Source organism: Cohnella yongneupensis (assembly GCF_042655785.1).
GTDB classification, from domain to species: Bacteria; Bacillota; Bacilli; order Paenibacillales; family Paenibacillaceae; genus Cohnella; species Cohnella yongneupensis.
The window spans coordinates 111246-137264 of sequence record NZ_JBHSNC010000057.1; the positions used below are offsets into that span (position 1 = coordinate 111246).

The 26019-nt window shown below is 55.2% G+C and carries 24 protein-coding genes, 1 riboswitch and 1 other annotated feature; of the genes, 22 read left to right on the plus strand and 2 right to left on the minus strand.

Features of this window, described 5'->3' with window-relative positions:
• Positions 1–193 precede the first annotated feature (193 nt).
• The 6 genes from ACFPQ4_RS21840 (at position 194) to ACFPQ4_RS21865 (ending at position 6489) form a co-directional block, all read left to right on the plus strand.
• On the plus strand, positions 194–748 hold the full coding sequence (locus tag ACFPQ4_RS21840) for a TetR/AcrR family transcriptional regulator (RefSeq protein ID WP_378114039.1): 555 nt from the start codon (positions 194–196) through the stop codon (positions 746–748).
• A 128-nt stretch (positions 749–876) separates the two neighbouring features.
• A riboswitch (PreQ1 riboswitch) is annotated at positions 877–922 on the plus strand.
• Positions 923–1069: 147 nt separating this feature from the next.
• Complete coding sequence (queC, locus tag ACFPQ4_RS21845) at positions 1070–1735, plus strand: 7-cyano-7-deazaguanine synthase QueC (protein WP_378114040.1); 666 nt, start codon at positions 1070–1072, stop codon at positions 1733–1735.
• Entirely contained in the window at positions 1732–2175 is a 444-nt protein-coding gene (locus tag ACFPQ4_RS21850) for a 6-carboxytetrahydropterin synthase (protein ID WP_378114041.1), read from the plus strand. The genes queC and ACFPQ4_RS21850 overlap by 4 nt, the downstream gene beginning before the upstream one ends.
• Entirely contained in the window at positions 2168–2908 is a 741-nt protein-coding gene (queE, locus tag ACFPQ4_RS21855) for a 7-carboxy-7-deazaguanine synthase QueE (RefSeq protein WP_378114042.1), read from the plus strand. Before ACFPQ4_RS21850 ends, queE begins: the two co-directional genes overlap by 8 nt.
• Positions 2909–2988: 80 nt before the next feature.
• Positions 2989–3202 (plus strand) — a binding site (T-box leader).
• Positions 3203–3291: 89 nt separating this feature from the next.
• Complete coding sequence (leuS, locus tag ACFPQ4_RS21860) at positions 3292–5724, plus strand: leucine--tRNA ligase (protein WP_378114043.1); 2433 nt, start codon at positions 3292–3294, stop codon at positions 5722–5724.
• Positions 5725–5820: 96 nt separating this feature from the next.
• Positions 5821–6489 carry a hypothetical protein gene (locus ACFPQ4_RS21865; RefSeq protein ID WP_378114044.1) on the plus strand — a complete coding sequence of 223 codons (669 nt, stop codon included), beginning with the start codon at positions 5821–5823 and terminating at the stop codon, positions 6487–6489.
• A 705-nt stretch (positions 6490–7194) separates the two neighbouring features.
• Here ACFPQ4_RS21865 and comER read toward each other — a convergent pair.
• Positions 7195–8025: a late competence protein ComER gene (gene comER, locus ACFPQ4_RS21870; protein ID WP_378114045.1), complete on the minus strand. Its 831-nt coding sequence runs from the start codon at positions 8023–8025 to the stop codon at positions 7195–7197.
• Between the two features lie 110 nt (positions 8026–8135).
• Between comER and ACFPQ4_RS21875 the strand changes: the two genes are divergently transcribed.
• The 7 genes from ACFPQ4_RS21875 to holA all read left to right on the plus strand — a co-directional run bounded on the left by ACFPQ4_RS21875 (position 8136) and on the right by holA (position 16370).
• Positions 8136–8741 (plus strand): ComEA family DNA-binding protein, encoded by a 606-nt coding sequence (locus tag ACFPQ4_RS21875; RefSeq protein WP_378114046.1) that lies wholly within the window; start codon positions 8136–8138, stop codon positions 8739–8741.
• A gap of 108 nt (positions 8742–8849) precedes the next feature.
• A complete protein-coding gene (locus ACFPQ4_RS21880; protein ID WP_378114047.1) occupies positions 8850–10142 on the plus strand; it encodes a homocysteine synthase in 1293 nt (430 codons plus the stop codon).
• A 25-nt stretch (positions 10143–10167) separates the two neighbouring features.
• Positions 10168–10671: a deoxycytidylate deaminase gene (locus ACFPQ4_RS21885; protein ID WP_378114048.1), complete on the plus strand. Its 504-nt coding sequence runs from the start codon at positions 10168–10170 to the stop codon at positions 10669–10671.
• 97 nt (positions 10672–10768) lie between these two features.
• Positions 10769–13363 carry a DNA internalization-related competence protein ComEC/Rec2 gene (locus ACFPQ4_RS21890; RefSeq protein ID WP_378114049.1) on the plus strand — a complete coding sequence of 865 codons (2595 nt, stop codon included), beginning with the start codon at positions 10769–10771 and terminating at the stop codon, positions 13361–13363.
• Between the two features lie 183 nt (positions 13364–13546).
• Positions 13547–14095, plus strand: coding sequence for an RNA polymerase sigma factor (locus ACFPQ4_RS21895; protein ID WP_378114050.1), 549 nt, complete (start codon positions 13547–13549; stop codon positions 14093–14095).
• Positions 14092–15126, plus strand: coding sequence for an anti-sigma factor family protein (locus tag ACFPQ4_RS21900; protein WP_378114051.1), 1035 nt, complete (start codon positions 14092–14094; stop codon positions 15124–15126). The genes ACFPQ4_RS21895 and ACFPQ4_RS21900 overlap by 4 nt, the downstream gene beginning before the upstream one ends.
• A 212-nt stretch (positions 15127–15338) precedes the next feature.
• Positions 15339–16370: a DNA polymerase III subunit delta gene (gene holA / locus ACFPQ4_RS21905; RefSeq protein ID WP_378114052.1), complete on the plus strand. Its 1032-nt coding sequence runs from the start codon at positions 15339–15341 to the stop codon at positions 16368–16370.
• Between the two features lie 101 nt (positions 16371–16471).
• Here the strand turns inward: holA and rpsT are convergent, their stop codons facing one another.
• The gene (rpsT, locus tag ACFPQ4_RS21910) at positions 16472–16744 is read right to left on the minus strand and encodes a 30S ribosomal protein S20 (RefSeq protein ID WP_378114053.1); all 273 of its coding nucleotides are present in this window, start codon (positions 16742–16744) and stop codon (positions 16472–16474) included.
• A gap of 164 nt (positions 16745–16908) precedes the next feature.
• On the opposite strand from rpsT, the gene gpr reads away from it, so the two are divergent.
• The 9 genes from gpr to ACFPQ4_RS21955 all read left to right on the plus strand — a co-directional run bounded on the left by gpr (position 16909) and on the right by ACFPQ4_RS21955 (position 25994).
• Entirely contained in the window at positions 16909–17907 is a 999-nt protein-coding gene (gpr, locus tag ACFPQ4_RS21915) for a GPR endopeptidase (RefSeq protein ID WP_378114054.1), read from the plus strand.
• Positions 17908–18475: 568 nt separating this feature from the next.
• On the plus strand, positions 18476–19720 hold the full coding sequence (locus ACFPQ4_RS21920; RefSeq protein WP_378114055.1) for a stage II sporulation protein P: 1245 nt from the start codon (positions 18476–18478) through the stop codon (positions 19718–19720).
• Positions 19721–19738: 18 nt separating this feature from the next.
• Positions 19739–20140: a DUF3679 domain-containing protein gene (locus ACFPQ4_RS21925; RefSeq protein WP_378114056.1), complete on the plus strand. Its 402-nt coding sequence runs from the start codon at positions 19739–19741 to the stop codon at positions 20138–20140.
• Positions 20141–20392: 252 nt separating this feature from the next.
• Entirely contained in the window at positions 20393–21169 is a 777-nt protein-coding gene (locus ACFPQ4_RS21930) for an ABC transporter ATP-binding protein (protein ID WP_378114512.1), read from the plus strand.
• 18 nt (positions 21170–21187) lie between these two features.
• A complete protein-coding gene (locus ACFPQ4_RS21935; RefSeq protein ID WP_378114057.1) occupies positions 21188–21988 on the plus strand; it encodes an ABC transporter permease in 801 nt (266 codons plus the stop codon).
• A gap of 21 nt (positions 21989–22009) precedes the next feature.
• A complete protein-coding gene (locus ACFPQ4_RS21940; RefSeq protein WP_378114058.1) occupies positions 22010–22891 on the plus strand; it encodes an ABC transporter permease in 882 nt (293 codons plus the stop codon).
• Between the two features lie 40 nt (positions 22892–22931).
• Entirely contained in the window at positions 22932–24560 is a 1629-nt protein-coding gene (locus ACFPQ4_RS21945) for an FAD-dependent oxidoreductase (RefSeq protein WP_378114059.1), read from the plus strand.
• A complete protein-coding gene (locus ACFPQ4_RS21950) occupies positions 24560–24892 on the plus strand; it encodes a 4Fe-4S binding protein (protein ID WP_378114060.1) in 333 nt (110 codons plus the stop codon). Before ACFPQ4_RS21945 ends, ACFPQ4_RS21950 begins: the two co-directional genes overlap by 1 nt.
• A 46-nt stretch (positions 24893–24938) precedes the next feature.
• Positions 24939–25994 (plus strand): ABC transporter substrate-binding protein, encoded by a 1056-nt coding sequence (locus ACFPQ4_RS21955; protein WP_378114061.1) that lies wholly within the window; start codon positions 24939–24941, stop codon positions 25992–25994.
• The last annotated feature ends 25 nt before the right edge of the window (positions 25995–26019 follow it).

Here is a 26019-nt window from a genome sequence, read left to right on the forward strand (position 1 = left end):
GATTTTTGATGCTAATGATCCGCCATTGAGGCTATAATGGTTATAGAACTACTTAATTATATATACCGGTAGGTTAATTAATCAATATATAATATAACGTTCAACGAATGGAGAAGCCGAGCGTATGAAATCCTCGCACGAACCGACTAGACGAACTCCGGGCAGACCGAAGGTTGCCGCAGGAGGCGTCCCGATGAGAGATAAGGTGCTGAGCGCGGCTTCGCAGCTGTTCATGGAGCTCGGGTACGAGCCCGTGTCGATTAATATGATCGCGGACCGCGCAAGCGTTACGAAAGCTTCCGTCTATTATTATTTCACCAACAAAGCGGATTTGTTCGCGATGTCCGTCATCGAGATGATGAGTCGAATCCGTCGGCGCACGTTTGACCTGTTGGAGGGGGAAGGTAGTTTAAAAGAACGGGTCGGACGAATCGCCCGGACGAAGCTATCGCGCATGCACACGGATTTCGAGAGCATGATGCGCGAAGCGGTTCCTTTTTTGTCCGAAGACCAGCTACGGGACATTCGCATAGCCGAGCACGGCATACACGAAGTGCTCGCTGAGGCTTTCCATGCCGGGATGCAAAACGGCGAGCTCGCCATGGGAGATCCGATGCTGCTGTCCCATGCGTTCTCGGCTTTATTGATGCTTGGCAACAGAGAGCAGCTTGGCGATCGGAAGCCGAGCGTCGAGGAGCTGGCCGATATGATCGTCGAGCTGTTCTGGAACGGGGCGGTCCGACGATAATCGAGACACAACAATGCAACAAAATTTTCACAAAGCCTTGTAAGAAGGACGAGCATTTCCGACAAAAATAAGGTATTATAAGTACAACAGCATACAAATCCGATCGCCCGCCCTTACGATGGCAGCCTTCGGGAGAGGTTCTAGCATACACCCTCTATAAAAAACTAAGGAAACGGTCGCTCCTTAGCGCCCGTTTTTTATTTTAACTATCAGAAGAATAAGTGTTTAACTCCTTATACTCATCTGATAGCTCGATACAAACGTATTATGCCGTCCTTAGGACGTCGAAGCCGTTTTACTTGGGAAGGAGATTGCGTCAACATGAGAAAAGGCAAAGCCGTCGTCGTCTTCAGCGGCGGTCAAGATAGCACGACCTGCTTGCTGTGGGCATTGCGGGAGTTCGAAGAAGTTGAAACCGTTACGTTCCAATACGGACAGCGCCACTCGCTGGAACTGGAGTGCGCGGCTAGCATCGCGAAGGAGCTCGGCGTGCGGCATCACTTGCTCGACATGTCGTTGCTCGGGCAGTTAACGCCGAACGCGCTGACGAGGCACGACATGGCGATCGAACACGAGGAGGGGCAGCTTCCTTCGACTTTCGTAGACGGGAGAAACTTGCTGTTCCTGTCGTTCGCGGCCGTATTGGCTAAGCAGGTCGGAGCGAAAAATATCGTAACCGGCGTCTGCCAAACCGATTTCAGCGGGTACCCGGATTGCCGCGACATATTCGTGAAGTCGCTTAACGTCACGCTGAATCTTAGCATGGACTACGAGTTCGTCATCGACACGCCGCTTATGTGGCTCACGAAGGCGCAGACGTGGCAGCTCGCGGACGATCTCGGCGCGCTTGATTTCGTTCGCAATCGTACGCTTACGTGTTACGAAGGCGTTATCGCCGACGGATGCGGCACGTGTCCGGCTTGCTTGCTTCGCAGCAGAGGGCTGCGGGAGTACGAAGCGGCCCAAAGCGAGGGAGTACGTCTATGATTCAGCAAATTTACCCATTCGTACAGCACCCTTATCGCTATGAACTGAACAAAGATATGCAATTCGCCGCCGCTCATTACGTGCCTTCCGAGCACGCTGGAGATTGCGCAAGAATGCATGGACATACGTATTTCGCCAACTTGACGATTGCCGGAGACCGGTTGGACGAGAGCGGTTTTCTTGTTAATTTCTCGACGATCAAGAAGCTCGTGCACGACAAGTTCGACCATTCCGTGCTGAATGGTCATTCCGAATACTTCGGAGACGATTCTCCCGAGCGGTATCCGACGACGGAAAATGTAGCCAGAGTGCTGTGCGACATCGTGCAAAGTTACTTGGACGGTATGGACAATAAGCCGCGTTGCGTGCAAGTTTTCCTGCGGGAGACGCCGACGAGTTACGTGATTTATCGACCGGGAGCGGGAGGCGCGCATGAGTAAAGAAGCTCTTGGGCGCCGGATTCCGGTACTAGAGGTGTTCGGACCGACGGTGCAGGGCGAAGGCATGGTCATCGGGCAAAAGACGATGTTCGTCCGCACGGCGGGTTGCGACTATAGTTGCTCCTGGTGCGATTCGGCGTTTACGTGGGACGGCTCGGGCAAACAAGATATCCGTATGATCACAGCTTCGGAAGTTTGGGAGGAGCTGCGACAGGTCGGCGGTTCGACTTTCTCGCACGTTACGCTGTCCGGAGGCAACCCCGCGTTGTTGCCTCAGCTTGGCGAGCTGATCGACCTGCTTCATGCCGAGGGCGTGAAGGTGGCATTGGAAACGCAAGGCAGCCGGTGGCAAGATTGGTTTCATCGCATCGATGACTTGACGCTGTCGCCCAAGCCTCCGAGCTCCGGCATGACGACTGATTGGGACGTGCTGGACGAGATCGTCGGCAAGTTGCGGTCGGAAGGAAGATCGTACAGTCTCAAAGTCGTCATTTTCGACGAAGCCGATTTACGATACGCAACCTCTGTTCATCACCGTTATCCGGGCGTTACTTTTTATTTGCAAGCCGGGAACGACGACGTGAAGGAGCAAGATTCATCCGTTTTGCTTCGTCGTCTGATGGATCGTTACTTATGGCTCGTCGATACGGCTATGTCATCGGAGGAGCTGAAGGACGTACGCGTTCTTCCTCAATTGCACGCTTGGTTGTGGGGGAACAAGCGGGGCGTGTAAAGAGGTGTCTGTGCCGGCGCGGACGCAGGTGCGCGGAACTTGACATCATTTGCCTCGAATCGCTATAATCAAGGGCATACATTATGGCTGTGAAGAGGAATAGTAATCGATGGAAGTCGCCCAGAGAGCCGGCGGGTGGTGCAAGCCGGACGACGACTACGATGAACTCGCCTTGGAGCCTTCGCGCTTAGCGCGGCGACGCCCCCTCGTTACGGGGCTCAAGTGGGCGAATCCTCAGGCAGGGGCTTCGTCAACTAGGGTGGTACCACGGGAAATTAACCTCTCGTCCCTAGCGATTTCGCTAGGGCGGGGGGTTTTTATTTTTTGTATTTTGGCGCATGTAAGTAAGGGGAATATCCCGCGAATAGGAGCTTAAACAGACGATGAGCGAACAAAACAAGCAATACGATCCGTTGACGATCGAGCCGAAATGGCAAAAGTATTGGGACGCCAATAAGACGTTCCGCACGACCGAGGATGCGGATAAACCGAAATTTTACGCGCTCGATATGTTCCCTTATCCATCCGGGGCGGGGTTGCACGTAGGTCACCCTGAAGGTTATACGGCGACCGATATCGTCAGCCGTTATAAGCGGATGAAAGGGTTTAACGTCCTTCATCCGATGGGATGGGACGCGTTCGGCCTTCCAGCTGAGCAATACGCGTTGCAAACCGGCCGCCACCCGCGCGATATTACGGTGGAGAACATCAACAACTTCCGCCGCCAGATCAAGTCGCTAGGCTTCTCGTACGACTGGGATCGCGAATTCAGCACGACGGATCCGGATTATTACAAGTGGACGCAATGGATTTTCATACAGCTGTACAAAAAAGGTCTCGCATATGTCGCGGAAGTGCCCGTGAACTGGTGTCCGGCACTGGGCACGGTGCTTGCGAACGAGGAAGTCATCGACGGTCTTAGCGAACGCGGCAACCATCCGGTTATCCGCAAGCCGATGCGTCAATGGATGCTCCGCATTACGGAATACGCGGAACGGCTGTTAGAGGATCTGGAGGAGCTGGATTGGTCCGAGAGCATCAAGGACATGCAGCGAAACTGGATCGGCAAGTCGACAGGCGCGGAAGTGAACTTCGCGATCGAGGGTCACGATGCGGCGTTGACGGTGTTCACGACGCGTCCCGATACGCTGTTCGGAGCGACGTACTGCGTATTGGCGCCTGAGCATGAATTGGTGGGCGTTATCGCTTCCGACGAGCAAAAAGCTGCAGTCGGCGCGTATGTCGACGCGGCCGCGCGCAAGAGCGACCTTGAGCGTACCGACTTGGCGAAAGATAAGAGCGGCGTGTTCACGGGAGCATACGCGATCAATCCGGTTAACGGCGCGAAAGTGCCGATCTGGATCGCGGACTACGTGCTCGGCGGCTACGGCACGGGCGCGATCATGGCCGTACCTGGCCACGACGAGCGCGACTGGGAATTCGCTACGAAGTTCGGTTTGCCGATCTTGGAAGTCGTCGAGGGCGGCAACGTTGCGGAAGCGGCTTACACGGGCGACGGCAAGCTGGTGAACTCGGCCTTTTTGAACGGCATGAACACGGCGGAAGCGATCGCCGCGATGATCGCTCGTCTGGAGAAAGACGGCAAAGGCAAAGGAAAAGTCACATACCGTCTGCGCGATTGGCTGTTCAGCCGCCAACGGTATTGGGGCGAGCCGATCCCGGTCATTCACTGGGAAGACGGCACGATGGACACGGTTCCGGAATCGGAGCTTCCGCTCCTGCTGCCGGATATCGACGCGATCGAGCCTTCGGGCACGGGGGAGTCGCCATTGGCTAACGTCGAGGACTGGCTGAACGTCGTCGATCCGGCGACAGGCCGTCGCGGTCGCCGCGAGACGAATACGATGCCGCAATGGGCAGGCAGCTGCTGGTACTACCTGCGGTTCATCGATCCGCACAACGAAGAGGCGATTTGTTCGCCGGAGAAGCAGAAGGAATGGCTGCCGGTCGACCTGTATATCGGCGGCGCGGAGCACGCGGTCCTTCACTTGCTGTACGCTCGTTTCTGGCATAAGGTGCTGTACGATATCGGTGTCGTGAATACGAAAGAGCCGTTCCATAAGCTCGTTAACCAAGGCATGATTTTGGGCACGAACAACGAGAAAATGTCCAAATCCCGCGGCAACGTCATCAATCCGGATGAAATCGTCGGAGAGTTCGGCGCCGATACGCTCCGGATGTACGAGATGTTCATGGGTCCTTTGGAGGCGACGAAGCCATGGAACACGAACGGCGTAGAAGGCGTATATCGCTTCTTAGCTCGCGTATGGCGCTTGTTCGTAGACGACAGCGGCAGCCTGAACGAGAAGATCAAGGACGTTTCGGGCGAGGAATCGTTCCGCCGCACGTGGCATAAGAGCTTGAAGAAAGTCGGCGAGGACTACGAAGGCCTGCGCTTTAATACGGCGATCAGCCAAATGATGATTTTCATCAACGACGCTTACAAGTCGGAAGTGCTGCCGAAAGAGGCGATGAAGCATTTCGTTCAAATGCTGGCGCCGATCGCTCCTCATATCTCCGAGGAGCTGTGGGAGAAGCTGGGCGGAGAAGGCTCCGTCACTTATGCGCCATGGCCTGCGTACGATGTCTCGCTGACGGTAGACGCCGAAGTCGAGATCGTCGTGCAAGTGAACGGCAAGATCGCCGATCGCGTCAGCATCGCCGCGGATCTTGACGAATCCGGCATGCAAGCGATCGCGATGGACCTCGAGAAGGTTCAAGCGCTGATCGAAGGCAAAACGATCCGCAAAGTCGTTGCGGTTAAAGGCAAGCTCGTAAATATCGTGGCTAATTAAGCTGCGGCACAAAATCTGTTTCACTCTGCGTGAAGAACACGCCGTTTGCCCCGTCCGGGGCAGGCGGCGTTTTTTATTTCAAGGAGGTGCGCATAGATGATTTTTGAAGAGGCGTTTGAACGATTGTTAGCCATGCAACGAACGGCCGCTAGCGGGCAGAGGAAGGAGTTGCTGGAGGGAGATTTGACGGGGACGAAACAACTCCTTATGGAGGTCGTGTGGCCAGTACTCAGTACGTTAGAGGGAGTAACGCTTGAGTTCGAGATGAGAGGGGCGAATGGCGAACGGAATTTTATCGATGCGTTCTTCGAGCCGCTCTCCATCGGGTTTGAGTGCGAGGGGTTCGTGCCTCACGCCGAGATGATTACCCGACGCCGATTCGCTTATGAGAAAAGACGCGTACGCAAGATGGCAGCTTATACGTACGTGTATTACCCTTTCAGCAAGGACGAGCTCGACAAGGAGCCGGAGATGTGCCGTCAAGACTTGCGGGAATTTCTCGGCATCCATTCAATCGTAGCCGGAAGCCGGGCAATGGAGGAACTGTCCGTCTACGAGCGTGAGGTGTTGCGTTATGGCATTCGGTTGATGCGTCCGATAAAGCTTGAGGATGTGAAGTATTGCTTAGGATGTGCTCACGAATTTGCTAGAAAAGTCGTGAGAGGCTTGGCCACGAGAAAACTACTCGCTCCCGTGAAGGCTGGGAAATTACGAAATCATGGCTATCAATTACTCCCACTTGCACGGGAATATTTATTCAACTAGGGGCATGCGAGCATATATGCAAATAGCGCGATGGTATCGAGTTACTGAAGGCGAAGTGGCAAGTTAGCACACAATAGCACGATGGTACCGAGTTACTGAAGGCAAAGTGGCAAGTTTGCACGCAATAGCGCGATGATATCGAGTTACTGAAGGTGAAGTGGCAAGTTAGCACGCAATAGCGCGATGATATCGAGTTACTGAAGGCGAAGTGGCAAGTTTGCACGCAATAGCGCGATGATATCGAGTTACTGAAGGTGAAGTGGCAAGTTTGCACGCAATAGCGCGATGATATCGAGTTACTGAAGGCGAAGTGGCAAGTTTGCACGCAATAGCACGATGGTACCGAGTTACTGAAGGCAAAGTGGCAAGTTAGCACGCAATAGCGCGATGATATCGAGTTACTGAAGGCGAAGTGGCAAGCTTGCACGCAATAGCACGATGGCATCGAGTTACTGTTAGCGAAGTGGCAAGTTTGCACGCAATAGCGCGATGACATCGAGTTACTGAAGGCGAAGTGGCAAGTTAGCACGCAATAGAGCGATAGTATCGAGTTATACTGAAGTGGAAGTGGCGAGTGAAACCGTAATAGCACGATGGCATCGAGCTACTAATGGTGAAGCGGCTAATTTACACGAATAAGCCGCAATAAAAAAGCTCTATCGCAAGCGATAGAGCGAAGGATACTATTATTGCCAATCTAACCCCCTAAGTCCGCTCCCGAGGAAACAAGGCGCCTTCGACGCGGTCAAGGTCTTCTGCGAATTTCTCGTGGGTCGTGTTGAGTACTTGCATGAAGGCGCCGCGGGTCGTTTTGCGGAGCACTTCGAGCGCCACTTCCGTGATGCCGCCGGGAACGCTCACTTTGGCCTGGAGCTCTGAGGGCGTGCAGGGATATTCGAGCAGCATGCGCGCCGTACCGAGCATCATTTCGCTGGCCAGCGAAGTAGCGGTCTGGCGATCCATGCCCATCGATACGGCGGCGACGATAAATTCCTCCAGCAAATAAGCTAGGAACGCAGGCCCGCAGCTCGATAAATCCGATGCCGCGCGGACTTCCTCTTCTTCGATTTCGATCGGTTGGCTGATCGTAGAGAACAATTGATACAATTCGGCGCGATCTTCGACGTTCAGTCTAGTTCCCCACATGAACAAAGTAGCGCCGCTGCCGACACCATTCACGACGCTTGGAATGATTTTGACGACTTTGCAAGGAAGCAGCTCTTCCAGTTGTGAAAGCATGACGGGACTCGTAATAGAGATGACGATTTGATTAGGCGTTAACACGGGTGCGATTTCGTCGATAACGCAGCGGTAATCCATTGGTTTAACGCACAGCAAAATATAGTCGGAGCCTATAGCGACTTGGCGATTTGAGCTTGCGATCTGCAAGCCGGGATAGCGTTCCGCTAGAGCTGAGAGTTTGGAGAGGGTACGGGAACTCGATACGATCTGGTCAGGCTTCAACGCGCCGACGCGTATGAAGGCGCTCATTAGCAGACTTCCCATGCTTCCCGCGCCGATAAATCCGATTCTCATTTCTGCAGACCTCCTCCGGCACCTTTTCTTCATCCCATTGTATGAAGAAGGGTTTGGCCGACATGACGTTTTTCGATAATACATTCCTTTTAGAAGAGAGGGTTTGAACGGTGAACGCGAGAAGAACAAGCATTGCGATAGGATTAGGGGCAGTCGGGATCATTATAATGATATGGGCATGGTACTTCGAACGTACGCCGAGCGGATTGCCTGACTGGACACCGGTTAACGCGCCTTTGCAAGAAACGTTAATATCGCTTCAACCGCCGGCTATTAACGCCAAGAACGGTGAGTCGCAATCGACCGACGATTATGCGCGTGACGGCGGAGCCCAATCGAAACCATCGCCGAAAGCTGCGCCAAACGAGCCATCTGCCCCAAAAGCCGAGCCGCCATCGCCAGCCGCTTTACCCGTCCAACAGTCTGAGGCATCCCCAGTCAAGCCATCCGCCCAACAGACAGAGCCTTCATCGCCAGCCGCTCCCGGACCGGATGCGAAGCCCGATCTCAAAGCTAATGAGTCGCGTCTCGACTTGAATGAAGCTACGCTTTTGCAGCTAGAAAACTTACCGGGCATAGGCCCGTCCAAGGCGAAGGCGATCATAGCTTATCGCGAGCAACATGGCGAATACCGCTCGGTGGAACAGCTGCTTGAAGTGAAAGGGATCGGTCCGAAAATGCTCGAGAAACTATCGCCCGAAGTGTTTGTGCGCTAATACGCGAGAGTGGGGAAGCCGATGCTTCGCCTTACTTTCTTCTATGTCCAAAATATGAGAGAATACGAGAGATGGTAACTATCTCACGAATTATGGGAGGCTTGTTAAATGGCGAAAGAAGGCTCGTATTCACTTGAAACATTAGCCGTTCACGGAGGGCAACAGTTGGATCCCACGACGATGTCGAGGGCGGTTCCGATCTATCAGACGACGTCTTACGGGTTTCGCGATACCGATCATGCTGCCAATTTATTCGCGCTAAAAGAATTCGGCAACATCTATACGAGGATTATGAATCCGACTTCCGATGTTTTCGAGCAACGTGTCGCCGCGCTTGAAGGAGGCGCAGCCGCGCTAGCGGTCGCATCCGGACAAGCCGCCATCACATACTCCATCTTCAATATCGCCGGAGCGGGGGACGAAATCGTCTCTTCCGCGAGTCTGTACGGCGGCACATACAATTTGTTCGCGATCACGCTTCCGAAGCTCGGCATTACGGTCAAGTTCGTCGATCCGTCCAACCCGGAAAACTTCCGCGAAGCGATTACGCCAAAGACGAAGGCGGTTTTCGCCGAGACGATCGGCAACCCGCGAGGAGACATTCTCGATATTTCGGCGGTAGCCTCCATCGCTCACGATAACGGCATTCCTCTTATTATCGATAACACTTTCGCATCACCATATTTATGCCGACCGCTCGAACATGGTGCGGACATCGTGCTTCATTCCGCGACCAAATTCATTGGCGGACATGGCACTTCCATCGGCGGCATCGTCGTCGACGGAGGCAAGTTCGACTGGGCGGCGAGCGGCAAGTTCCCAGGTTTAACGCAGCCGGATCCGAGTTATCATGGCGTCGTCTACACCGAAGCGGTCGGACCGGTGGCGTATATTATCAAGATGCGCGTGCAGCTTCTCCGCGATATGGGCGCGGCGCTTGCGCCGTTCAACTCGTTCATGTTCTTGCAAGGGCTTGAGACGCTTCATCTCCGGATGGAACGCCATAGCAGCAATGCGCTTGCGGTCGCTGAATTCCTGGAAAGCCATCCTGCCGTCGAATGGGTCAACTACCCTGGGCTACCGAGTCACCCTTCCTACGAGCTAGCTCAGCGTTACTTGTCTAACGGACAAGGCGCGATTATGACGTTCGGCATTAAAGGCGGTATCGAGGCAGGCAAAAAAGTAATCAACGCGGTAGAGTTGTTTTCCCATCTCGCGAACGTCGGCGACTCGAAGTCGCTGATCATTCACCCGGCGAGCACGACGCACCAACAGTTGTCCGAGCAGGAGCAGGGAGCGGCGGGCGTGCAGCCAGGCATGATTCGTCTGTCGGTAGGCACCGAGGGCATTAAAGACATCATTAGCGATTTGGAACAAGCGTTGGCCGCAAGCCAACGGTAGACATAAGTATCGGGGGATTAAGCAGATGACTTCCCTGCGCAAAGATTGGGATACGTATTTTATGGACATCGCCTTCATGGTATCGACGAGGTCGCGCTGTCCAAGGCGGCATGTCGGCACCGTGCTCGTGCAGGGCAAAAAGCTGCTGGGAACGGCCTACAACGGCGCGCCGATGGGCGTACATGACTGTTCCGAAGCGGGTTGCATGATCGTCGAGGAATTCGTCGCATCGGATACAGGCATGATCAAGAAGGAGCGCTGTATTCGCACGATCCACGCGGAACAAAATCTTCTCCTGTTCACGGACCGCGTCGACCGCGAAGGCTCGGTCGTGTACGTGACGGATCAGCCGTGCTGGACGTGCGCGAACATGCTGGCGAACAGCGGCATCGTGGAAATCGTCTATCACCGTCCGTATCAGAAAGACTTCGACAAAGTGAACGAGCTTATGCAGCAACGCGGCATTCTGTTCCGTCGCATTGGGAACTACGTTCCGCCTTCGGATACCGAAGTGCAAGACGGATCTTAAGCTGATACAAGTTAGCAAGAAACAGAGGAAGAACCTCTTTTGCCTTTAGGCGAAAGAGGTTCTTTTTGTTCATCCATCCGAAGGAGGCGACAGCCATATGAATAAAAGACCGCTTGTAGTGATTGCGATCTGCTTCATCGTCGGAGTCGCCATCCCCTCGTTATGGTCGGGAAATAGCGGACTTTACGTTGTCATTGGTTTGTCGCTAGTTCTAATCGCGATAGGTTTATCGGGACGTGCCAGAGGGATCATCGCGCTACTCTGCGTAACCGCAATGTTGATCGGAGCAGGCGAACGGTGGTGGGCTGAACGAAGCAACGTAACGAAAATAATTGTGCCCGGCGACCTATCGGAAGCGGAGGCGACGCTGTCCGGCGTCATTACCTCACCTGTCGAAGTGGACGGCGATCTCGCACAGTTCAAGCTGCGAACGGCAACAGTCTCTCTTGCATCGAGTGCGAAACCGAGCAGCATAGCAGAGACAATCGTCGTCCGAGTGAAACTCGCCAAGCAAGAGGAGCAACTGGAGGCGTCTGATTGGCAACGCGGTGATCACATTCAAGTAAAAGGCGTGTTAACGCATCCCGGGGACGCGGGAAATTTCGGCGCGTTCGATTACCGCGCGTATTTAAAGAAGCGAGGCGTATTCTGGGTACTGAACGCAAAAGGCATCGAAGCGGCCGAAAAAATAAAAGGCGTAACGCCGCTTAAGCTCAAGCCATTAAGAACGCTGGATCAATTCCGAGCGAAAGTTGGCCGTCTGATGGATCGGCTGTATCCTCATGGGGATGCCGGATACATGAAAGGACTCGTGGCAGGTATAGCTTCGGATTTCGATCCGCAGCAATACGATGCTTTTGCCCGGTTAGGGCTTACTCACATCCTGGCGATTTCCGGCCTGCATGTCGGAGTCGTCGTTTTCTTGCTGCTCCAGCTAGGCGCATGGGCAAGGTTGACGCGAGAGAGGGCGATCGATTTCACGATTGCCATGATGCCCGTCTATATGCTGGCGACCGGTGCTTCTCCGTCAGCAATCCGCGCATGCTTGATGGCCATGCTCGCCCTATGGCTCGCGCGCCGGCATCAATTGAAGGACGGGCTGCATTTGCTTGCCGCAGCCGCGCTCCTAATGCTGCTATGGAATCCACGTCTGATCGAAGAGGTAAGCTTTCAATTGTCTTTCATCGTGACGGCGGGGTTATTAATGTTCGTTCCGATCGTGACGGGGTCGTTGCCCTTCCGATGGGCATGGCTTCGCGGTTCGCTTGCCGTCGCGTTAACGGCGCAGGCGGTTTCTTTTCCGGTGACCGTCTATTACTTCCATGCCGTTCATTTGTTGTCTTTGCTCGCGAACTTCGTGCTCGTTCCGTTCGTCAGCTTCATCGTCATGCCGCTTGGCATGGCATCGGTCGCATTAGCCGCATGCTGGATGCCGCTCGGGAAGTTACCCGCGATGCTTGCGACGATCGGTAATCAGATGACTTTCCGAATCGTAGACTACTTAGCCTCATTCGATCAGCTTCGTACGGTGTGGCCTCAGCCTAGTCTAACGTGGGTCGTTACCGGATTCATGGGAATGGCCGGCATAAGCGCTGCGCTTCATTGGCGTCTAGCTAGGCGTAAGGAGAGAGCGTGGTGGGACGAGCAATATTTTCATGCGATAGATCAGGCAGAGCAAGCCAACGTAACCCAGCCGATAGAACAACACAAACCGTACGTACGCGATCAACGTAAAATAAAAGTTGTGTTATCGCTTGGACTAGCCATACTTAGCCTGTTATGGGTCGTTTGGGGATTACGTCCGGGTTGGACGGATCAAACCGCCAAAGTGATGTTCCTTGACGTCGGACAAGGGGACAGTATCCTCATACGTTCGGGCGGGGGCAAGCATGTGTTGATTGACACGGGAGGTACGGTAACGTTTCGTAAAAAAAGCGACGAATGGAGAGAGAGGCAAGATCCATACGAAATCGGGCGCAAAATGCTTGTACCCTTATTGCTGCAGCGTGGTATCAGGCAACTGGATGCGCTCGTATTGACGCACCTTGACGCCGATCATATCGGCGGAGCAAAGGCGGTCATCGCGAACATTCCCGTTCGCGCGATTCTGTTCAATGGTACTTTAAAGGATTCGGAAGACGTGAGGGCGCTTTTCGAACTTGCGCTCAGCAAGCACATTCCTTGTTATGAGGTATCTGCCCCCATGACTTGGGAAGTAGACGAATCCTTAACGTTCGCCGCTCTCTCGCCGCAATCTGAGCAACGCTTGAAGAGTACCGTTCCGATCGAGAACGATCAGAACGAGAGAAGCGTTGTCTTGCTTGCCACCTTATACGGGCGCACATTCCTGCTACCCGGAGACCTGGAAGCGGAAGGGGAACGGGAGATTGTCGCGACAACGACGCTGACGGCTTCAGCCTCCCCCTCCGCACCTCCAGCCATAGACGTTCTCAAGGCTGGCCATCACGGAAGCAAAACTTCGACGACGCAGGAATGGCTCGACCTCTGGCATCCGATCGATACCGTCATTTCCGTCGGACGAAACAACCTGTACGGACACCCTCATGCAACCGTCGTCGAGCGACTCGAAGCAGCCGGAACGCACGTTTTCCGCACCGACGAAGACGGCGAAGTACAATATCGCATCTATCCGGACGGCTCCATGGAGCGGCGGACTAAACGCCAAGGATAATAAGATAGACGTATCGATATTTTCCAACGAATATTCTCCATCATAAAACATTAGGCGTTTGCGCGCATTTTTGCTAGACTGAATGTTGGAATGATAGAGGGATTGTCTAAATTTTCAAATCGAACACTGCAACCTTTCTTAAGACGACAGCGTCTGAGAGGGTGCATGGGAGGTGGATCTTCTGTGATCGAGCCGGCTCTCATCAAATCCGCGCAAGCGGGCGATAGGGAAGCTCTCGTGGCGTTGCTTCGCGAAATCGAGAATCAAGTGTACCGAACGGCATACTACTTGCTTAATCATGAGCAAGATGCAATGGATGCGTCGCAGGAAGCACTTATTCGCATTTATACGAAAATCAATACGTACGAAGAAAAAGCGCAATTTCGGACATGGGTCCAACGAATCGTTACGAATATATGCATCGATAAATTTCGGCGCAAAAAACCGTCCGTCTCGATCGACGAGCACGAATTGGTATTCGAATCGGGGGACAACGTAGAAACCGAAGTTCTTTCGTCCTATGCGGCTGAAGAAATACGCGAAGCGATCGGCAAGCTGCCGGAGCATCATCGTACCGTCGTCGTGCTTCGTTACTTGCAGGATTTTTCCTATAACGAAATCGCGGATTCGCTCAATTTGCCGCTTAATACCGTCAAATCCTATTTATTCAGAGCAAGGCAGCAGCTGCAAACCCTTCTCCATGATTATCAGAAAGGTGGTGTCCGGGGATGAATTGCCAAGAGGTGATGGAACTCATGCAGCGTCAGATGGACGGGGATTTGGATCAACACGAAACTTCGCTCATGATGGATCATGTTGGCCGATGCCCGGAATGTGCCGCTATGCTGGACCGTCTTCAAAGGCTTTCAAACGATTTGACCGCTTTGCCGCGCGTCGCGCCTAAGTTCAGTCTCGTCGACGCGATTATGCCGGAGCTTGATAGGCTGGATGAGGACCGTCTGAACGAGTCGCCTGAGGAAGAGCATCAAGTAACCGAACCTTACGCGCCCAAGCGTTCAGTCCGGCCTGACCGACAGATCGTACGCAAAGTGTCCAGTCTCGTCGCGTTTTTAGGGATCGGTTTGGTGTTGCTCATCACGTTGCAAAATTCTTTCTCGAGCAGCTCAACGGATGACGACTTTGATGCCGCCGCGCCAATCCAACAAAGGCAGACCGCGGCGCTCAACGCGACCAGCGACCAGTTCGGCGAGGGCCAAGAGGCTCCGCAAGCGAAAGTAGAGAACAAAACCGACGATGCAATCGCCAACAAGGAGTTGGAGCCGACGGTTATGGCTGAAAGCGCCGAGCCGCAGGCGGCTCCTGCGCCTTCATCGGCTCCTGCGCCTTCATCGGCTTTCGCCGACGGCGATCGTAAGGATGCCGTGAAAAGCATTGACGCCGTCGATCAGAACGACAAGGGCATCGCGATCAGCTCTTCGCCTAGCGTATCTGGAACCAACGCGGACGCCAAAAGTCCGGAAGAAAGCGGCACGACAAGTTATTCGCTTGCTTCGCCGGCAGCGGCGATCGTCTCTCCCGACGGGAAGTGGCGCGCGGTCGCCATCGAAGGAAGCGGAACGCTCCAAGTGTATGCGACTAAGGACGACAGCTTGGCATTCGAATCCGACAAGCGTTCGGGTGCGCTCAGCCACCTATCGTGGGATCCGGACAGCAAGCTACTGACGTACGTTTGGACGGATGAGCAAGGCAAACAATGGCCGCTGGCGTTCGATGCGGATGCAAGCCAAGAAATTAAACGTTAACTGTCGTCACCGATAGCACGCAACGCGCGTATATTGTATGGAGAGAGTTGACGTTCGTTCAATCGGACGGCGTCACGGTCGTTCGCGCACGGCACCATGGGCCGGCCGGCGAACGTTGATATAGATGTCCGAGGACAAAGGGATCGCGCCTACCCGTAGGCGTGATCTCTTTGTTGCGTTAGCGAGGCAGGCGAACAGGAGGAGGATGCAGGATGGACGTCAAACAAGCTTTTCGCGATATGAAGCAAGGGAAAGTGTCGCCCGTATACGTGTGCTACGGGACGGAATCCTATCTCATGAACGAATTCACCGAACGGCTCATCGAGAAGCTCGTGGAAGCGGAGCATAGAGAGATGGCGCTGATTCGGTTCGACACGGGCGAATCGACGATCGATTCGATTATCGAAGAGGCGGAGACGCTTCCTTTTCTCGTCCCGAGCAAAATCGTTCTCGTGCGCGATAGCGTCTTATTCGCGTCGGGCAAAGAATCGAACAAAGTGGAGCATCGCACGGAGCGGCTGCTAACTTATTTAGCTCAGCCTTCTGAAACGACTGTGCTTGTTTTTCTCGTGCCGCACGAGAAGCTGGACGAACGCAAGAAGCTGGTCAAATCGGCCAAAGCCGGCGAGATCGTCATCGCGTTCACGCCTCTGTCTGCCGAAGAGCTGACGCAATGGATACATAAGCGCGCGACGAGCCGGGGAAGAACGCTCGATCGGAACGCGGGGGAAGAGCTGCTTCGCCGCGTGGGCACGGACATGCATGCGCTAGCCGCCGAAATGGACAAGCTAATTTTGCATGCGGGAACGGAAGGGACCATTACCGTCGATGCCGTGAACGAGCTAGTGATGGTCGCGACGGAGCAGAACGTCTTCCGGTTGACGGAGGAGCTTGCCGCGCTTCGTACCGGTCCGGCGATCGCGCTGTACTACGATTTGTTGAAGCAACGAGAAGAGCCGATCAAGCTGATGGCGCTCATGGTGCGTCAGTTCCGCAATATGCTGCACGTGAAGGAGCTGGGGAGCCAGGGGTACTCGCCTCAGCAGATGGCGGGGCAGTTGGGTTTGCATCCCTATGCGGTCAAAATTACGGCGGAGCAAGCGCGCAAGTTCAGCACGGAACGGCTTGCGACGCTGCTCTCGGAGCTTGCGGAGCTTGACTACGCTATGAAGACCGGGCGAGTCGATAAGACGCTCGGATTGGAGTTGTTTTTACTGAAGACGGGCTCTGCCGGAGCAGGGTGACTATACGCAAAGAAAAGCCATCCTTTCGCTTCGCGAAGGATGGCTTTTCTTTGGCTGCGCGCCGGTTGGACGCGAAACCTGAATATGCATCAGGCACTAGCTTACGCTTGTGCGGACAATGCGTTGACTTTTTTGGCCAGACGGGATTTTTTGCGGGAAGCTGCATTTTTGTGAATGAGCCCTTTAGTAGCCGCTTTGTCCAACTTCTTCTGAGCCGCGATAAGCGCTGCTTTAGCTGCAGCAACGTCCGTTCCAACTACTGCTTGATCGGCTTGTTTAACAGCCGTACGCAGAGAGGATTTTTGCGAAGCATTGCGCAGACGGCGAGCTTCGCTCGTTTTCGTACGTTTAATTGCGGATTTGATGTTTGGCATTCTTTTCACCTCCTGAAAAACAGAAGTATTTCTCTACACAACTTGTAACATTCTATCATGGAGGGGGTCAAATAGCAAGGCTGTTATCCCGTAGCATGCCCGGCTATCCGTTATGCCTATCGTAAGCAGACTACCCGCGTAGGAAAGGGGTTCGACACAGACAGATGGACAAAGATTTGTCGATGTACAATATCCGAACGGACTTGGCGCTCGAGGCGAAGGAAATGGCGGCGCCCGGAGGCGAGGACATACCCGGCGTCTGGTCGGAGCAAGACACGCAGGGCGAAGTGACCGTAAGCAGAATGCACATACAAACCGATGAGGGCGCCAGAAAAATCGGAAAAATGATCGGTCATTACGTGACGCTCGACGTACCCGGCATGCGCCAAGGGGATACCGAGCTCCAAGATCAGATCGCGACGATATTCGCCAAAGAATTCGAAGCGTTTCTGGCGCGCATCGGTACGAAGCCTACGGGCAGCGTACTTATCGTCGGGCTCGGCAACTGGAACGTAACGCCGGACGCGCTCGGGCCGCTCGTCGTGGAGAACGTCATGGTGACGCGGCAGTTTTTCGAACTTATGCCCGATCAGGTTAGCCCGGGTTACCGCCCGGTCAGCGCGATCGCCCCGGGGGTGTTAGGTACTACGGGTATCGAGTCCAGCGATATCGTCCAGGGGATCGTGGAGAAGTCCAAGCCCGATCTGGTCATCGCGATCGACGCGCTGGCCTCCAAGGCGCTGGAGAGGGTGAACACGACGATCCAGATCGCCGACACGGGTATCCATCCGGGCTCGGGCATCGGCAACAAACGCAAAGGGCTGACGAAAGACATCCTCGGGGTGCCTTGTATAGGCATTGGGGTTCCGACCGTCGTGTATGCTTCGACCATCGTCAACAGCGCGATGGATCTCGTATTCGGGCACATGAAGAAGCATACCCCGGAAACCGGTCAGCTGTTCGGTGTGTTCGGATCGATGGCGGAGCAGGAACGGTTGCAGCTCGTCAAAGAAGTGCTTCAGCCGATCGGACATGATTTGCTCGTTACGCCCAAGGAGATCGACAAGTTCATGGAAGACATCGCCAACATTATCGCAAGCGGTTTGAATGCAGCTTTACATGAAGCCGTCGATACCGACAACGTCGCGGCTTATACGCACTGAAGGTTGAACGTAACGGCCGCAGCCACTTTCAGTGGGGCGGTCGTTTTTCTCCTTTACAACGATATCCCCGTCGCTCAGGTTAACTCCTCGACGCCTCTTCAAGCGATTTAACGCGAAGGCATGTGCTTATTTCGCTGCAGACCGCCTCTACAAGTAATTTAACGCCACCGCATGTGCTTATTTCGCTGCAGACCGCTTCTACAAGCAATTTAACGCCACCGCATGTGCTTATTTCACCGCAGACTACCCCTACACACGATTTAACGCGACGGCATGTGCTTATTTCGCTGCAGACCGCCTCTTCGAATGATTTAGCGCGACCGCATGTGCTTATTTCACCGGAGTTTGCGAACATGCTTCCTAACTGAGCGAAGGGGATATCGTTGTAAAGGAGCATTCGCTCCTCTACCCCTCCTAGCGCAGTCGCCCGCCCCTCGCCGCCCCGACTCTATCAACCTACCGAAAATCAGGTTCTATCATTTTTGCTCCTCTCATAAGCTCAAATACATGAACCAATTCAAGAGAGTAGAGAGGGCATCCGCAGCTAGACGCCCCGGGAGGTAAACCGATGAAACGAATCGTCGTGGCGATGGATTGGGCGGGCTTGCGCGCGAAGTGGCGGCGGGTGCTGATCACGGGCAAAGCTTTTGTCGTGCTCAGCTTATGTTCGATGGTATTGTTCATCCTATTAGGGCTAGGCGGCATGCTGCAGCTGAAGCTCGCGGCGTCTCCCGTGCAGTCGATGAGAGGGTTGGCCGCATCGTTGTCGGGACAAGTGTTCCAATCGCTGCTGAGCATGGAGCTGCCGAATATGAAGACGGAAGAAGACGGTTCGACGTTGCAAGCGGACCAAATCGCATCTTTCCTGCTACGTTTCATGACGGGCGTGAACCCCGGGGATCCGAAAAGCTTGATCGCGCAAGAATTGCCGGGCATGGACCGCGATCATTCCGTCTTGCTCCGTCCGCCGGGCGGAGGCGAGCCGGACGCGCCGGAGGACAATAGTCCGATCCATGAAGATCAGCAACAAGAGGAGCCGAACACCACTTCGCCGCAACAAACCGAAATTCCCGAAGAGGAGCCCGATGCGTCGACGCCTCCCGCCACGCCGGACGAGCAACCGGACGATACCGGTACGGACGTGCAGACTACGAACGGCCGCAAAGTCGTGTTCATCTACCATTCGCACAATCGCGAATCTTATTATCCGGAGCTGAAATCCAGTACGAAGGATCCGAATTCCGGGACGGTCAACGTAACGCTCGTAGGTAAACGGTTGGCTCAGCAACTGGAGAAACAAGGAATCGGAAGCACGCATTCGAGCAAAGATTATGCCGCCTCGATAAAAGGATATAATTGGAATTATTCCTACAAATATTCGTTGCAGACTGTTAAGCAGGCATTAGCTCGCAACGACGACCTCACGTTCTTTTTCGATATCCATAGAGACTCCCAACGCAGATCGAAGACGACGGCGACGATCGACGGCAAAGACTACGCCCAAGTGTACTTCATAATCGGACACCGCAATCCGAATTGGCGCGAGAACGAAGCGTTCGCCAACGCGATCCACGAGAAGCTGGAGAAAGATTATCCCGGCTTGTCCCGGGGCGTATGGGGCAAAACGGCGGCGAACGGCAACGGCGAGTACAACCAGTCGGTCGCCCCGGACAGCGTGCTGATCGAGATCGGCGGCGTAGACAATACGCTCGAGGAGTGTTACCGCACGGCCGACGCGCTGGCGAAAGTGATCGCGGAGCAATATTGGGACGAGCAGGATGCGGTTAAAGTGAACGCGAGCGCGAAAAAATAACGATGAGGAGTGGTGGATATGCGCCGGGAAACGTTCAAGCTGCTGGTGCTCGCGGCAATCGTCGCGTTCGCCGTTTTATACGGGATGGAGTTATCTTCGAAAGGAATCGAGAGCGTTAACGGGAAATACCAGTCCGTTGGCGACAGCTCTACGGGAGACCCGGAGGCGACGGATGAATGGACGCTTCCCTCGAACGAGCGATCCGTGAAGCAGCCGACGGCGTCGAAGCGGCAGTCTTCCAACACGGACGGTCTGTCCGATTTGAACGATTTCGACGAGGAATTGTACGGCATACCGCGCAATGACCATAAACCGCTAGTGGACCGCGTGTCGGGTGCGACCGCAGGCGTGTTGCATGATTTGTCGAAAGGCGGCATCAAGTTCGTCGTCTCGATTTTCAACAAAGCTACGGGCTCGTAATCTTGAAAATTCGTTTGTTGACAACGGAAATCAGCTGTGATAATCTCACATCCAACAAAACATACAAGAATTATCGGAATTAATAAGCAGTCCACCATTCGCATGGAGACTTTCCTTACCCGACGGGGTAATCGGAAAGTCTCTTTTGCGTTACGGGGCTAGTCTACCGTTCTTACGGAGGCATTCTCAATCGGGAATGCCTCTTTTGTTTTAGGAGGACGGATTAAGCGGATGAAGGAGAGGGGAATGGCGATGAGCGTATCTGTGCTTGAAATCGAGCGATTGAACAAATCGTTTCAGACGCCCAAGTCGACCGTAAACGCACTAAGCGGTATCGATCTGAAGGTGCAGGAGGGAGAATTCATTACCGTCATCGGCCCGAGCGGTTGCGGCAAAAGCACGCTGCTCAAAATCGTCGCGGGGCTCGATCTAGCCTACGAAGGCAGCGTCAAGCTAAGCGACAAAGAGGTGACCGGTCCGGGCATCGACAAAGGGTTTATTTTTCAGGAGCCGCGGTTGTTCCCGTGGTTGACGGTCGAGAAGAACATCGCCGCGGACCTCTCGCTAAGAAATCCGGACATACGAAAGAGGGTCGATTCGCTGATCGAGCTCGTGCGGTTGCAAGGCTTTGAGAACGCCTATCCGCGCGAACTGTCCGGCGGAATGGCGCAGCGGGTCGCTATCGCCCGCGCGCTTCTCCGTAGCCCAAAGGTGCTGTTGCTCGACGAGCCGTTCGGCGCGCTCGACGCATTCACCAGGGCGCACATGCAGGAGGTGTTGCTCGATATTTGGCAGCACAACAAGACGACGATGATTTTCGTCACCCACGACATCGACGAAGCGGTGTTCCTCGCGAACCGGATCGTTATCCTGAAGCCTCGTCCGGGCAGCATTCGCAGCATCGTGCCGGTTACGTTGCCCTATCCGCGGAAGAAGGCGACGACGTCGTTCCAGTCGCTAAGGCTCAAAGTGCTGAGCGAATTCGAGCGAATCGAGGACACCGAATGGGTGGACCGCGCAGGCTTATGACGAAAGGGGGAAGCATTCATGAGCAGACAGGGAGTTGCGGCTAGCGCGGGAGCAAGCCGCCGCTGGGTAATCGCGGCGCTAGGAGCGGCGTTGCCCGTCACCTTATTAGCGGTCTGGCAGGCGCTCGGCGATCTCGGTTATATTTCCACGATGCTGTACCCGACGCCGTACACGATCGCCCAAGCATTCGTCGATCTAAGCGCGTCCGGCGAGCTGTGGATGCATCTTCATATCAGCTTGACGAGGGCGGCGCTCGGATTCGCTCTTGGCGGAGGGCTCGGGCTCGTGCTCGGTATCGCCGTCGGCCTGTTTCGGAGCACGGAGAAGACGCTCGATCCGACGGTCCAAATGCTGAGAATGGTGCCTTCCCTCGCGCTCGCTCCGCTGTTCGTCCTCTGGTTCGGGATCGGGGAGGAATCGAAAATATTGCTGATCGCCAAAGGGGCCTTTTTCCCGCTCTACATCAATACCTACCTTGGCATTCGCTCGGTGGACCGCAAGCTGTTCGACGTATCGCGCGTGCTGGCATTCGGCCGGTTCAAACAAATTATCCGGCTCGTGCTTCCGGCCTCGCTGCCGCACATTCTGCTCGGCGTTCGGTTATCGCTCGGCGTTGCCTGGCTCGGACTCGTCGTGGCGGAGCTAATGGCGTCCACCTCGGGCATCGGTTATATGATGTCGGACGCCAGACAGTTTACTAAGACGCCGGTCGTGTTCGTCGGCATCTTCGTATTCGCGGTCGTCGGCAAGCTGACGGATTCGCTGGTTAAGCTCTTGGAACGCAGGTGGCTTCGCTGGCAAGACACGTACAGAGGCTAAAGCAAGGGAGGAAAAACGACTATGAGCATCGAGCAAGCGGAAATAAGGCTGCCGCAAGCCCCGGCAACGACGTTGCCGCCGCCAGCGAACGCCGCCGCGCCGGTTAAGAAAGATCGCAGCCAAGCCTATGCCCGGTGGAAAACGCTCGGATTCGATTTCGCCATCGGAGCCGTTATACCCGTTCTGTTGCTCGTCTTGTGGCAATGGTCGGCAGCGCAGGGGTGGACGAATCCGCTATTCCTGCCTTCGCCGGAAGCGACCGCGGATACGTTCGGAGCGTTGATCTCGTCGGGCGAATTATTTCACCACCTGGGTATTAGCGTTTGGCGCGCTTTAATCGGATTTCTGATCGGCGGCAGCCTAGGTCTCTTGGTTGGGCTGCTCGCCGGATTGTCCCGCAAGGCGGAATACGTGCTCGACCCGAGCATGCAAATGCTGCGGATGATTCCCCATCTGGCCGTCGCGCCGCTCATCATCTTATGGTTCGGCTTCGGGGAGCAGTCGAAAATCGTCATCATCGCGATCGGCGCCTTTTTCCCGCTTTACGTGAATACGTTCATGGCGATCCGCAACGTGGATAACAAGCTGTTCGACGTAGCTAAAGTGCTGGCTTTCAGCCGCGCGCGCCTACTGCTGCGGCTTGTCATCCCCGCCGCGTTGCCCGGCATTCTGCTGGGCGTCAGGTTGTCGTTGGCGCTGTCCTGGATCGGCCTTGTCGTGGCGGAGCTGATCGGATCGCAGTCCGGCATCGGGTTTCTGATCAACCTCGGCAAACAGACGTCCGTCACGGAAGATATTTACGTCGGCGTCCTCGTGTTCGCCATCGTCGGCAAGCTCGTCGATTCGCTCGTTCGATTGTTGGAACGCAAGCTGCTGCATTGGCGCGAAAGCTACGAAGGGTAACCATTTATTAACGATAGATCAATAGGAGGCGGAGAAAACAATGAGCGTACAACAGTTGAACGATTTGGTGCTGGATGCCGACGTGCTCGTTATCGGTGGCGGGCCGGCGGGTACATGGGCGGCGCTGACGGCGGCGGGGCAAGGCTCGAAGGTCGTGCTCGTCGACAAAGGCTATTGCGGTTCGAGCGGCGCGACCGCGCCCTCCGGGACCGGCGTCTGGTACGTGAAGCCCGACGAGAAGCTTCGGGAAGAAGCGAAGGGGAGCCGGTATACGCTGGGCGGACATCTCGCGGAATCTCGCTGGATGGATCAAGTGCTCGACCGCACGTTCGACAATATGAACAAACTGGCAACGTGGGGCTACCCGTTTCCGCTGGACGAATCCGGAACGCCCTACAAACGCGGGCTGCAAGGGCCCGAATACATGAAGCTCATGCGCAAGCTAGTTCATAAGGCCGGAGTCAAAATTCTCGACCACAGTCCGGCGCTGGAATTGCTCGCCGACGAACACGGCGTCGGAGGCGCGACCGGCGTTCGGACGCAAGCGGGCGGCACGTGGACCGTCCGATCGGGCGCGGTCATCATAGCCACGGGAGGCTGCGCGTTCCTGAGCAAGGCGCTCGGTACAAACGTGCTGACGGGCGACGGATATCTGTTCGCCGCCGAAGCGGGAGCGGAGCTGTCAGGCATGGAATTTTCGAACGCGTACGCCATCTCTCCGACGTTCTCGTCCGTAACGAAGACGGCGTATTACCGATACGCTTCGTTCTACTACGAGGACGGTACGGTCGTAGAGGGCGCCGGTTCGACCCGCGGTCGTTCGGTCATCGCGCGCAACTTGCTGCAAGGCCGTCAAGTATACGCAACGCTCGACCAAGCGCCGGAAGACATTCATCACCTGCTGCGCGTTGGGCAGACGAATTTCTTCCTTCCGTTCGACCGACTCGGCATCAATCCGTTCAAAGACAAATTCCCGGTAACGCTTCGGCTAGAAGGCACCGTCCGCGGCACGGGCGGCATTCACGTCATCGACGAGAATTGCGCCACGATAGTACCGGGGCTGTACGCGGCGGGCGACGCGGCGACGCGGGAGTTCATCTGCGGCGGCTTTACCGGCGGCGGCAGCCATAACGCGGCATGGGCGATGTCCTCGGGCTCGTTCGCCGGCGGCGGCGCGGCAGCGTACGTCAAGAAGCTCGGCGAAGGCGGCGAGACGCGCAGGCTTAGAGGATTGTCCTCTACGGTGCTGACTCACCGGACGACGGGAGCGGCCGAAGCTTTGACCGCCTCCCGCACGGAAGAACGCATCCAGGCGGTAAGAGACGAAGTGACGCCATACGATCGCAATTTGTTCCGTACGGACGCAGGGTTAACACAATCGCTCGGTCGGCTCGACGATCTGTGGAAGGATATTCGAGGTTCCGTATCGACTCGCGACGCGGGCGGCGTGAAGGCAAGAGAAGCAGCCGCGATGACGGCAACCGCGCGCTGGATGTACCGTACCGCCCAAGTCCGGACGGAAACGCGGGGCATGCACAAGCGCGAAGACTTCCCTAAGCTGGACGGCGGTCAGCGCTACCGGCTAGTCACGAGCGGTTTAGACGATATTCAGGTTCGCGCCGTAGATGTCGCCGAGAGCATCGCGGAGCTTAAGGAGGGTGCGCATTAATGATCGAGCTTCTGAGCGAGTCCAAATGCATTTCCTGTAACCAATGCGTCAACGTATGCCCGACGAACGTGTTCGATAGGGTCGTGGACGGCATCCCGGTCATCGCCCGTCAAAGCGATTGCCAAACCTGCTTCATGTGCGAGCTCTATTGCCCGGTCGACGCGCTTTACGTCGCGCCCGACTCAGAAAGCATCCTCGCGGTGAACGAGGAAGAGCTCGACGGCAAGGGCCTGCTGGGCGGTTACCGAGAGAAAGTCGGCTGGGGGCCCGGCCGGACGCCGGTGTCGAAGCACGAATATATGTACCAGCTCGCGGTCAAAACGTCATTTTAAAGCAGCCAATTCATAATCGTTCAAATTCGAGAGGAGCTTATCATCCATGTCATCAAAATCTATCGTATCCGCCTTACGCAAAACCGGATTGGTCGCTTTGACGGCCATCTCCCTAATCGCCGTGCAAGCCTGCGGCAAGTCCAGCAACAACGAGGCATCGCCCGCTGCGGCAGGCGCGGCTTCTCCATCGGCATCGGAGTCCGAATCGCCTTTCGCGAACATCCCCAAGACGCTTACTTACGGATACATCGGCACGAATAAGCTCAACCTGCCCGGCGGCGCCGAAGGCTGGGGGCTCTATAAAGGCATCATTCAAGCGGAGTTGAAAAAATACGGCATCGAGGAGGTGACGACCGTCGGGTTCCCGAACGGACCGGATCAGACGGAGGCGCTTATTAGCGGCCGTCTCGACTTCGGCAGCCTAGGCGATACGCCGGCGATTCTGGCACGATCCTCCGGCGCGAAGACGCGTCTCATCTCGCAGCCGCTGACGAACCAGATCGGTTATTTGATTGGGAAGAAGGACGGTCCGAAGACGCTGCAGGATCTAGCAGGCAAGACGATCGCGATTCAGAAAGGCTCTTACATGCACCGTTATATCGTCGGATTGCTGAAGAACGAAGGCATCAAGGACGTCAAGTACATCCATATGCTGCGACCTGACGGAGAGGCGGCCCTCGCGCGAGGAGAAGTCGACGCGATCACGAATTCGGGCGTGCCGTCCTTGAAGCTTATCGCTCAAGGGTTCCCGCTTTTGGACGACTCTTCGAAGCATCCTGAGCTACTCGGAACGAGCGCGACGGTCGTCTCGGATGCGTACCTCGAGAAGTTTCCGGATTTCCCGAAAATATGGAACGAAGCGCGGCAGAAGGCTTTGGCGGACTTGAAGCAGCACGTAGACGAGTATTACGAGTTTATCGCGCAGGTCAATAACGCGACCGTGGAGCAGGTCAAAAAAGTGTCGCCGATTTCGGATATCAAAGATGTTCCTTTCACGGACGATGGCCTCAAACTGCTAGAAGGGACGAAAAACTTCCTCGTAGAGGAGAAGCTGGCGTCCGCCGATTTCAACATACAGGATTGGGTGCTGAAACAACCTTAAGCGCAGGGGAAAAAGTGCGCAAATA

Excerpts from the sequence above, each read along its gene's own strand:
- ACFPQ4_RS21840 (WP_378114039.1), top strand. The coding sequence starts at position 194 with ATGAGAGATAAGGTGCTGAGCGCGGCTTCGCAGCTGTTCATGGAGCTC.
- queC (WP_378114040.1), top strand. The coding sequence starts at position 1,070 with ATGAGAAAAGGCAAAGCCGTCGTCGTCTTCAGCGGCGGTCAAGATAGC.
- ACFPQ4_RS21850 (WP_378114041.1), top strand. The coding sequence starts at position 1,732 with ATGATTCAGCAAATTTACCCATTCGTACAGCACCCTTATCGCTATGAA.
- queE (WP_378114042.1), top strand. The coding sequence starts at position 2,168 with ATGAGTAAAGAAGCTCTTGGGCGCCGGATTCCGGTACTAGAGGTGTTC.
- leuS (WP_378114043.1), top strand. The coding sequence starts at position 3,292 with ATGAGCGAACAAAACAAGCAATACGATCCGTTGACGATCGAGCCGAAA.
- ACFPQ4_RS21865 (WP_378114044.1), top strand. The coding sequence starts at position 5,821 with ATGATTTTTGAAGAGGCGTTTGAACGATTGTTAGCCATGCAACGAACG.
- comER (WP_378114045.1), bottom strand. The coding sequence starts at position 8,025 with ATGAGAATCGGATTTATCGGCGCGGGAAGCATGGGAAGTCTGCTAATG.
- ACFPQ4_RS21880 (WP_378114047.1), top strand. The coding sequence starts at position 8,850 with ATGGCGAAAGAAGGCTCGTATTCACTTGAAACATTAGCCGTTCACGGA.
- ACFPQ4_RS21885 (WP_378114048.1), top strand. The coding sequence starts at position 10,168 with ATGACTTCCCTGCGCAAAGATTGGGATACGTATTTTATGGACATCGCC.
- ACFPQ4_RS21890 (WP_378114049.1), top strand. The coding sequence starts at position 10,769 with ATGAATAAAAGACCGCTTGTAGTGATTGCGATCTGCTTCATCGTCGGA.
- ACFPQ4_RS21900 (WP_378114051.1), top strand. The coding sequence starts at position 14,092 with ATGAATTGCCAAGAGGTGATGGAACTCATGCAGCGTCAGATGGACGGG.
- holA (WP_378114052.1), top strand. The coding sequence starts at position 15,339 with ATGGACGTCAAACAAGCTTTTCGCGATATGAAGCAAGGGAAAGTGTCG.
- rpsT (WP_378114053.1), bottom strand. The coding sequence starts at position 16,744 with ATGCCAAACATCAAATCCGCAATTAAACGTACGAAAACGAGCGAAGCT.
- gpr (WP_378114054.1), top strand. The coding sequence starts at position 16,909 with ATGGACAAAGATTTGTCGATGTACAATATCCGAACGGACTTGGCGCTC.
- ACFPQ4_RS21920 (WP_378114055.1), top strand. The coding sequence starts at position 18,476 with ATGAAACGAATCGTCGTGGCGATGGATTGGGCGGGCTTGCGCGCGAAG.
- ACFPQ4_RS21925 (WP_378114056.1), top strand. The coding sequence starts at position 19,739 with ATGCGCCGGGAAACGTTCAAGCTGCTGGTGCTCGCGGCAATCGTCGCG.
- ACFPQ4_RS21930 (WP_378114512.1), top strand. The coding sequence starts at position 20,393 with ATGAGCGTATCTGTGCTTGAAATCGAGCGATTGAACAAATCGTTTCAG.
- ACFPQ4_RS21935 (WP_378114057.1), top strand. The coding sequence starts at position 21,188 with ATGAGCAGACAGGGAGTTGCGGCTAGCGCGGGAGCAAGCCGCCGCTGG.
- ACFPQ4_RS21940 (WP_378114058.1), top strand. The coding sequence starts at position 22,010 with ATGAGCATCGAGCAAGCGGAAATAAGGCTGCCGCAAGCCCCGGCAACG.
- ACFPQ4_RS21945 (WP_378114059.1), top strand. The coding sequence starts at position 22,932 with ATGAGCGTACAACAGTTGAACGATTTGGTGCTGGATGCCGACGTGCTC.
- ACFPQ4_RS21950 (WP_378114060.1), top strand. The coding sequence starts at position 24,560 with ATGATCGAGCTTCTGAGCGAGTCCAAATGCATTTCCTGTAACCAATGC.
- ACFPQ4_RS21955 (WP_378114061.1), top strand. The coding sequence starts at position 24,939 with ATGTCATCAAAATCTATCGTATCCGCCTTACGCAAAACCGGATTGGTC.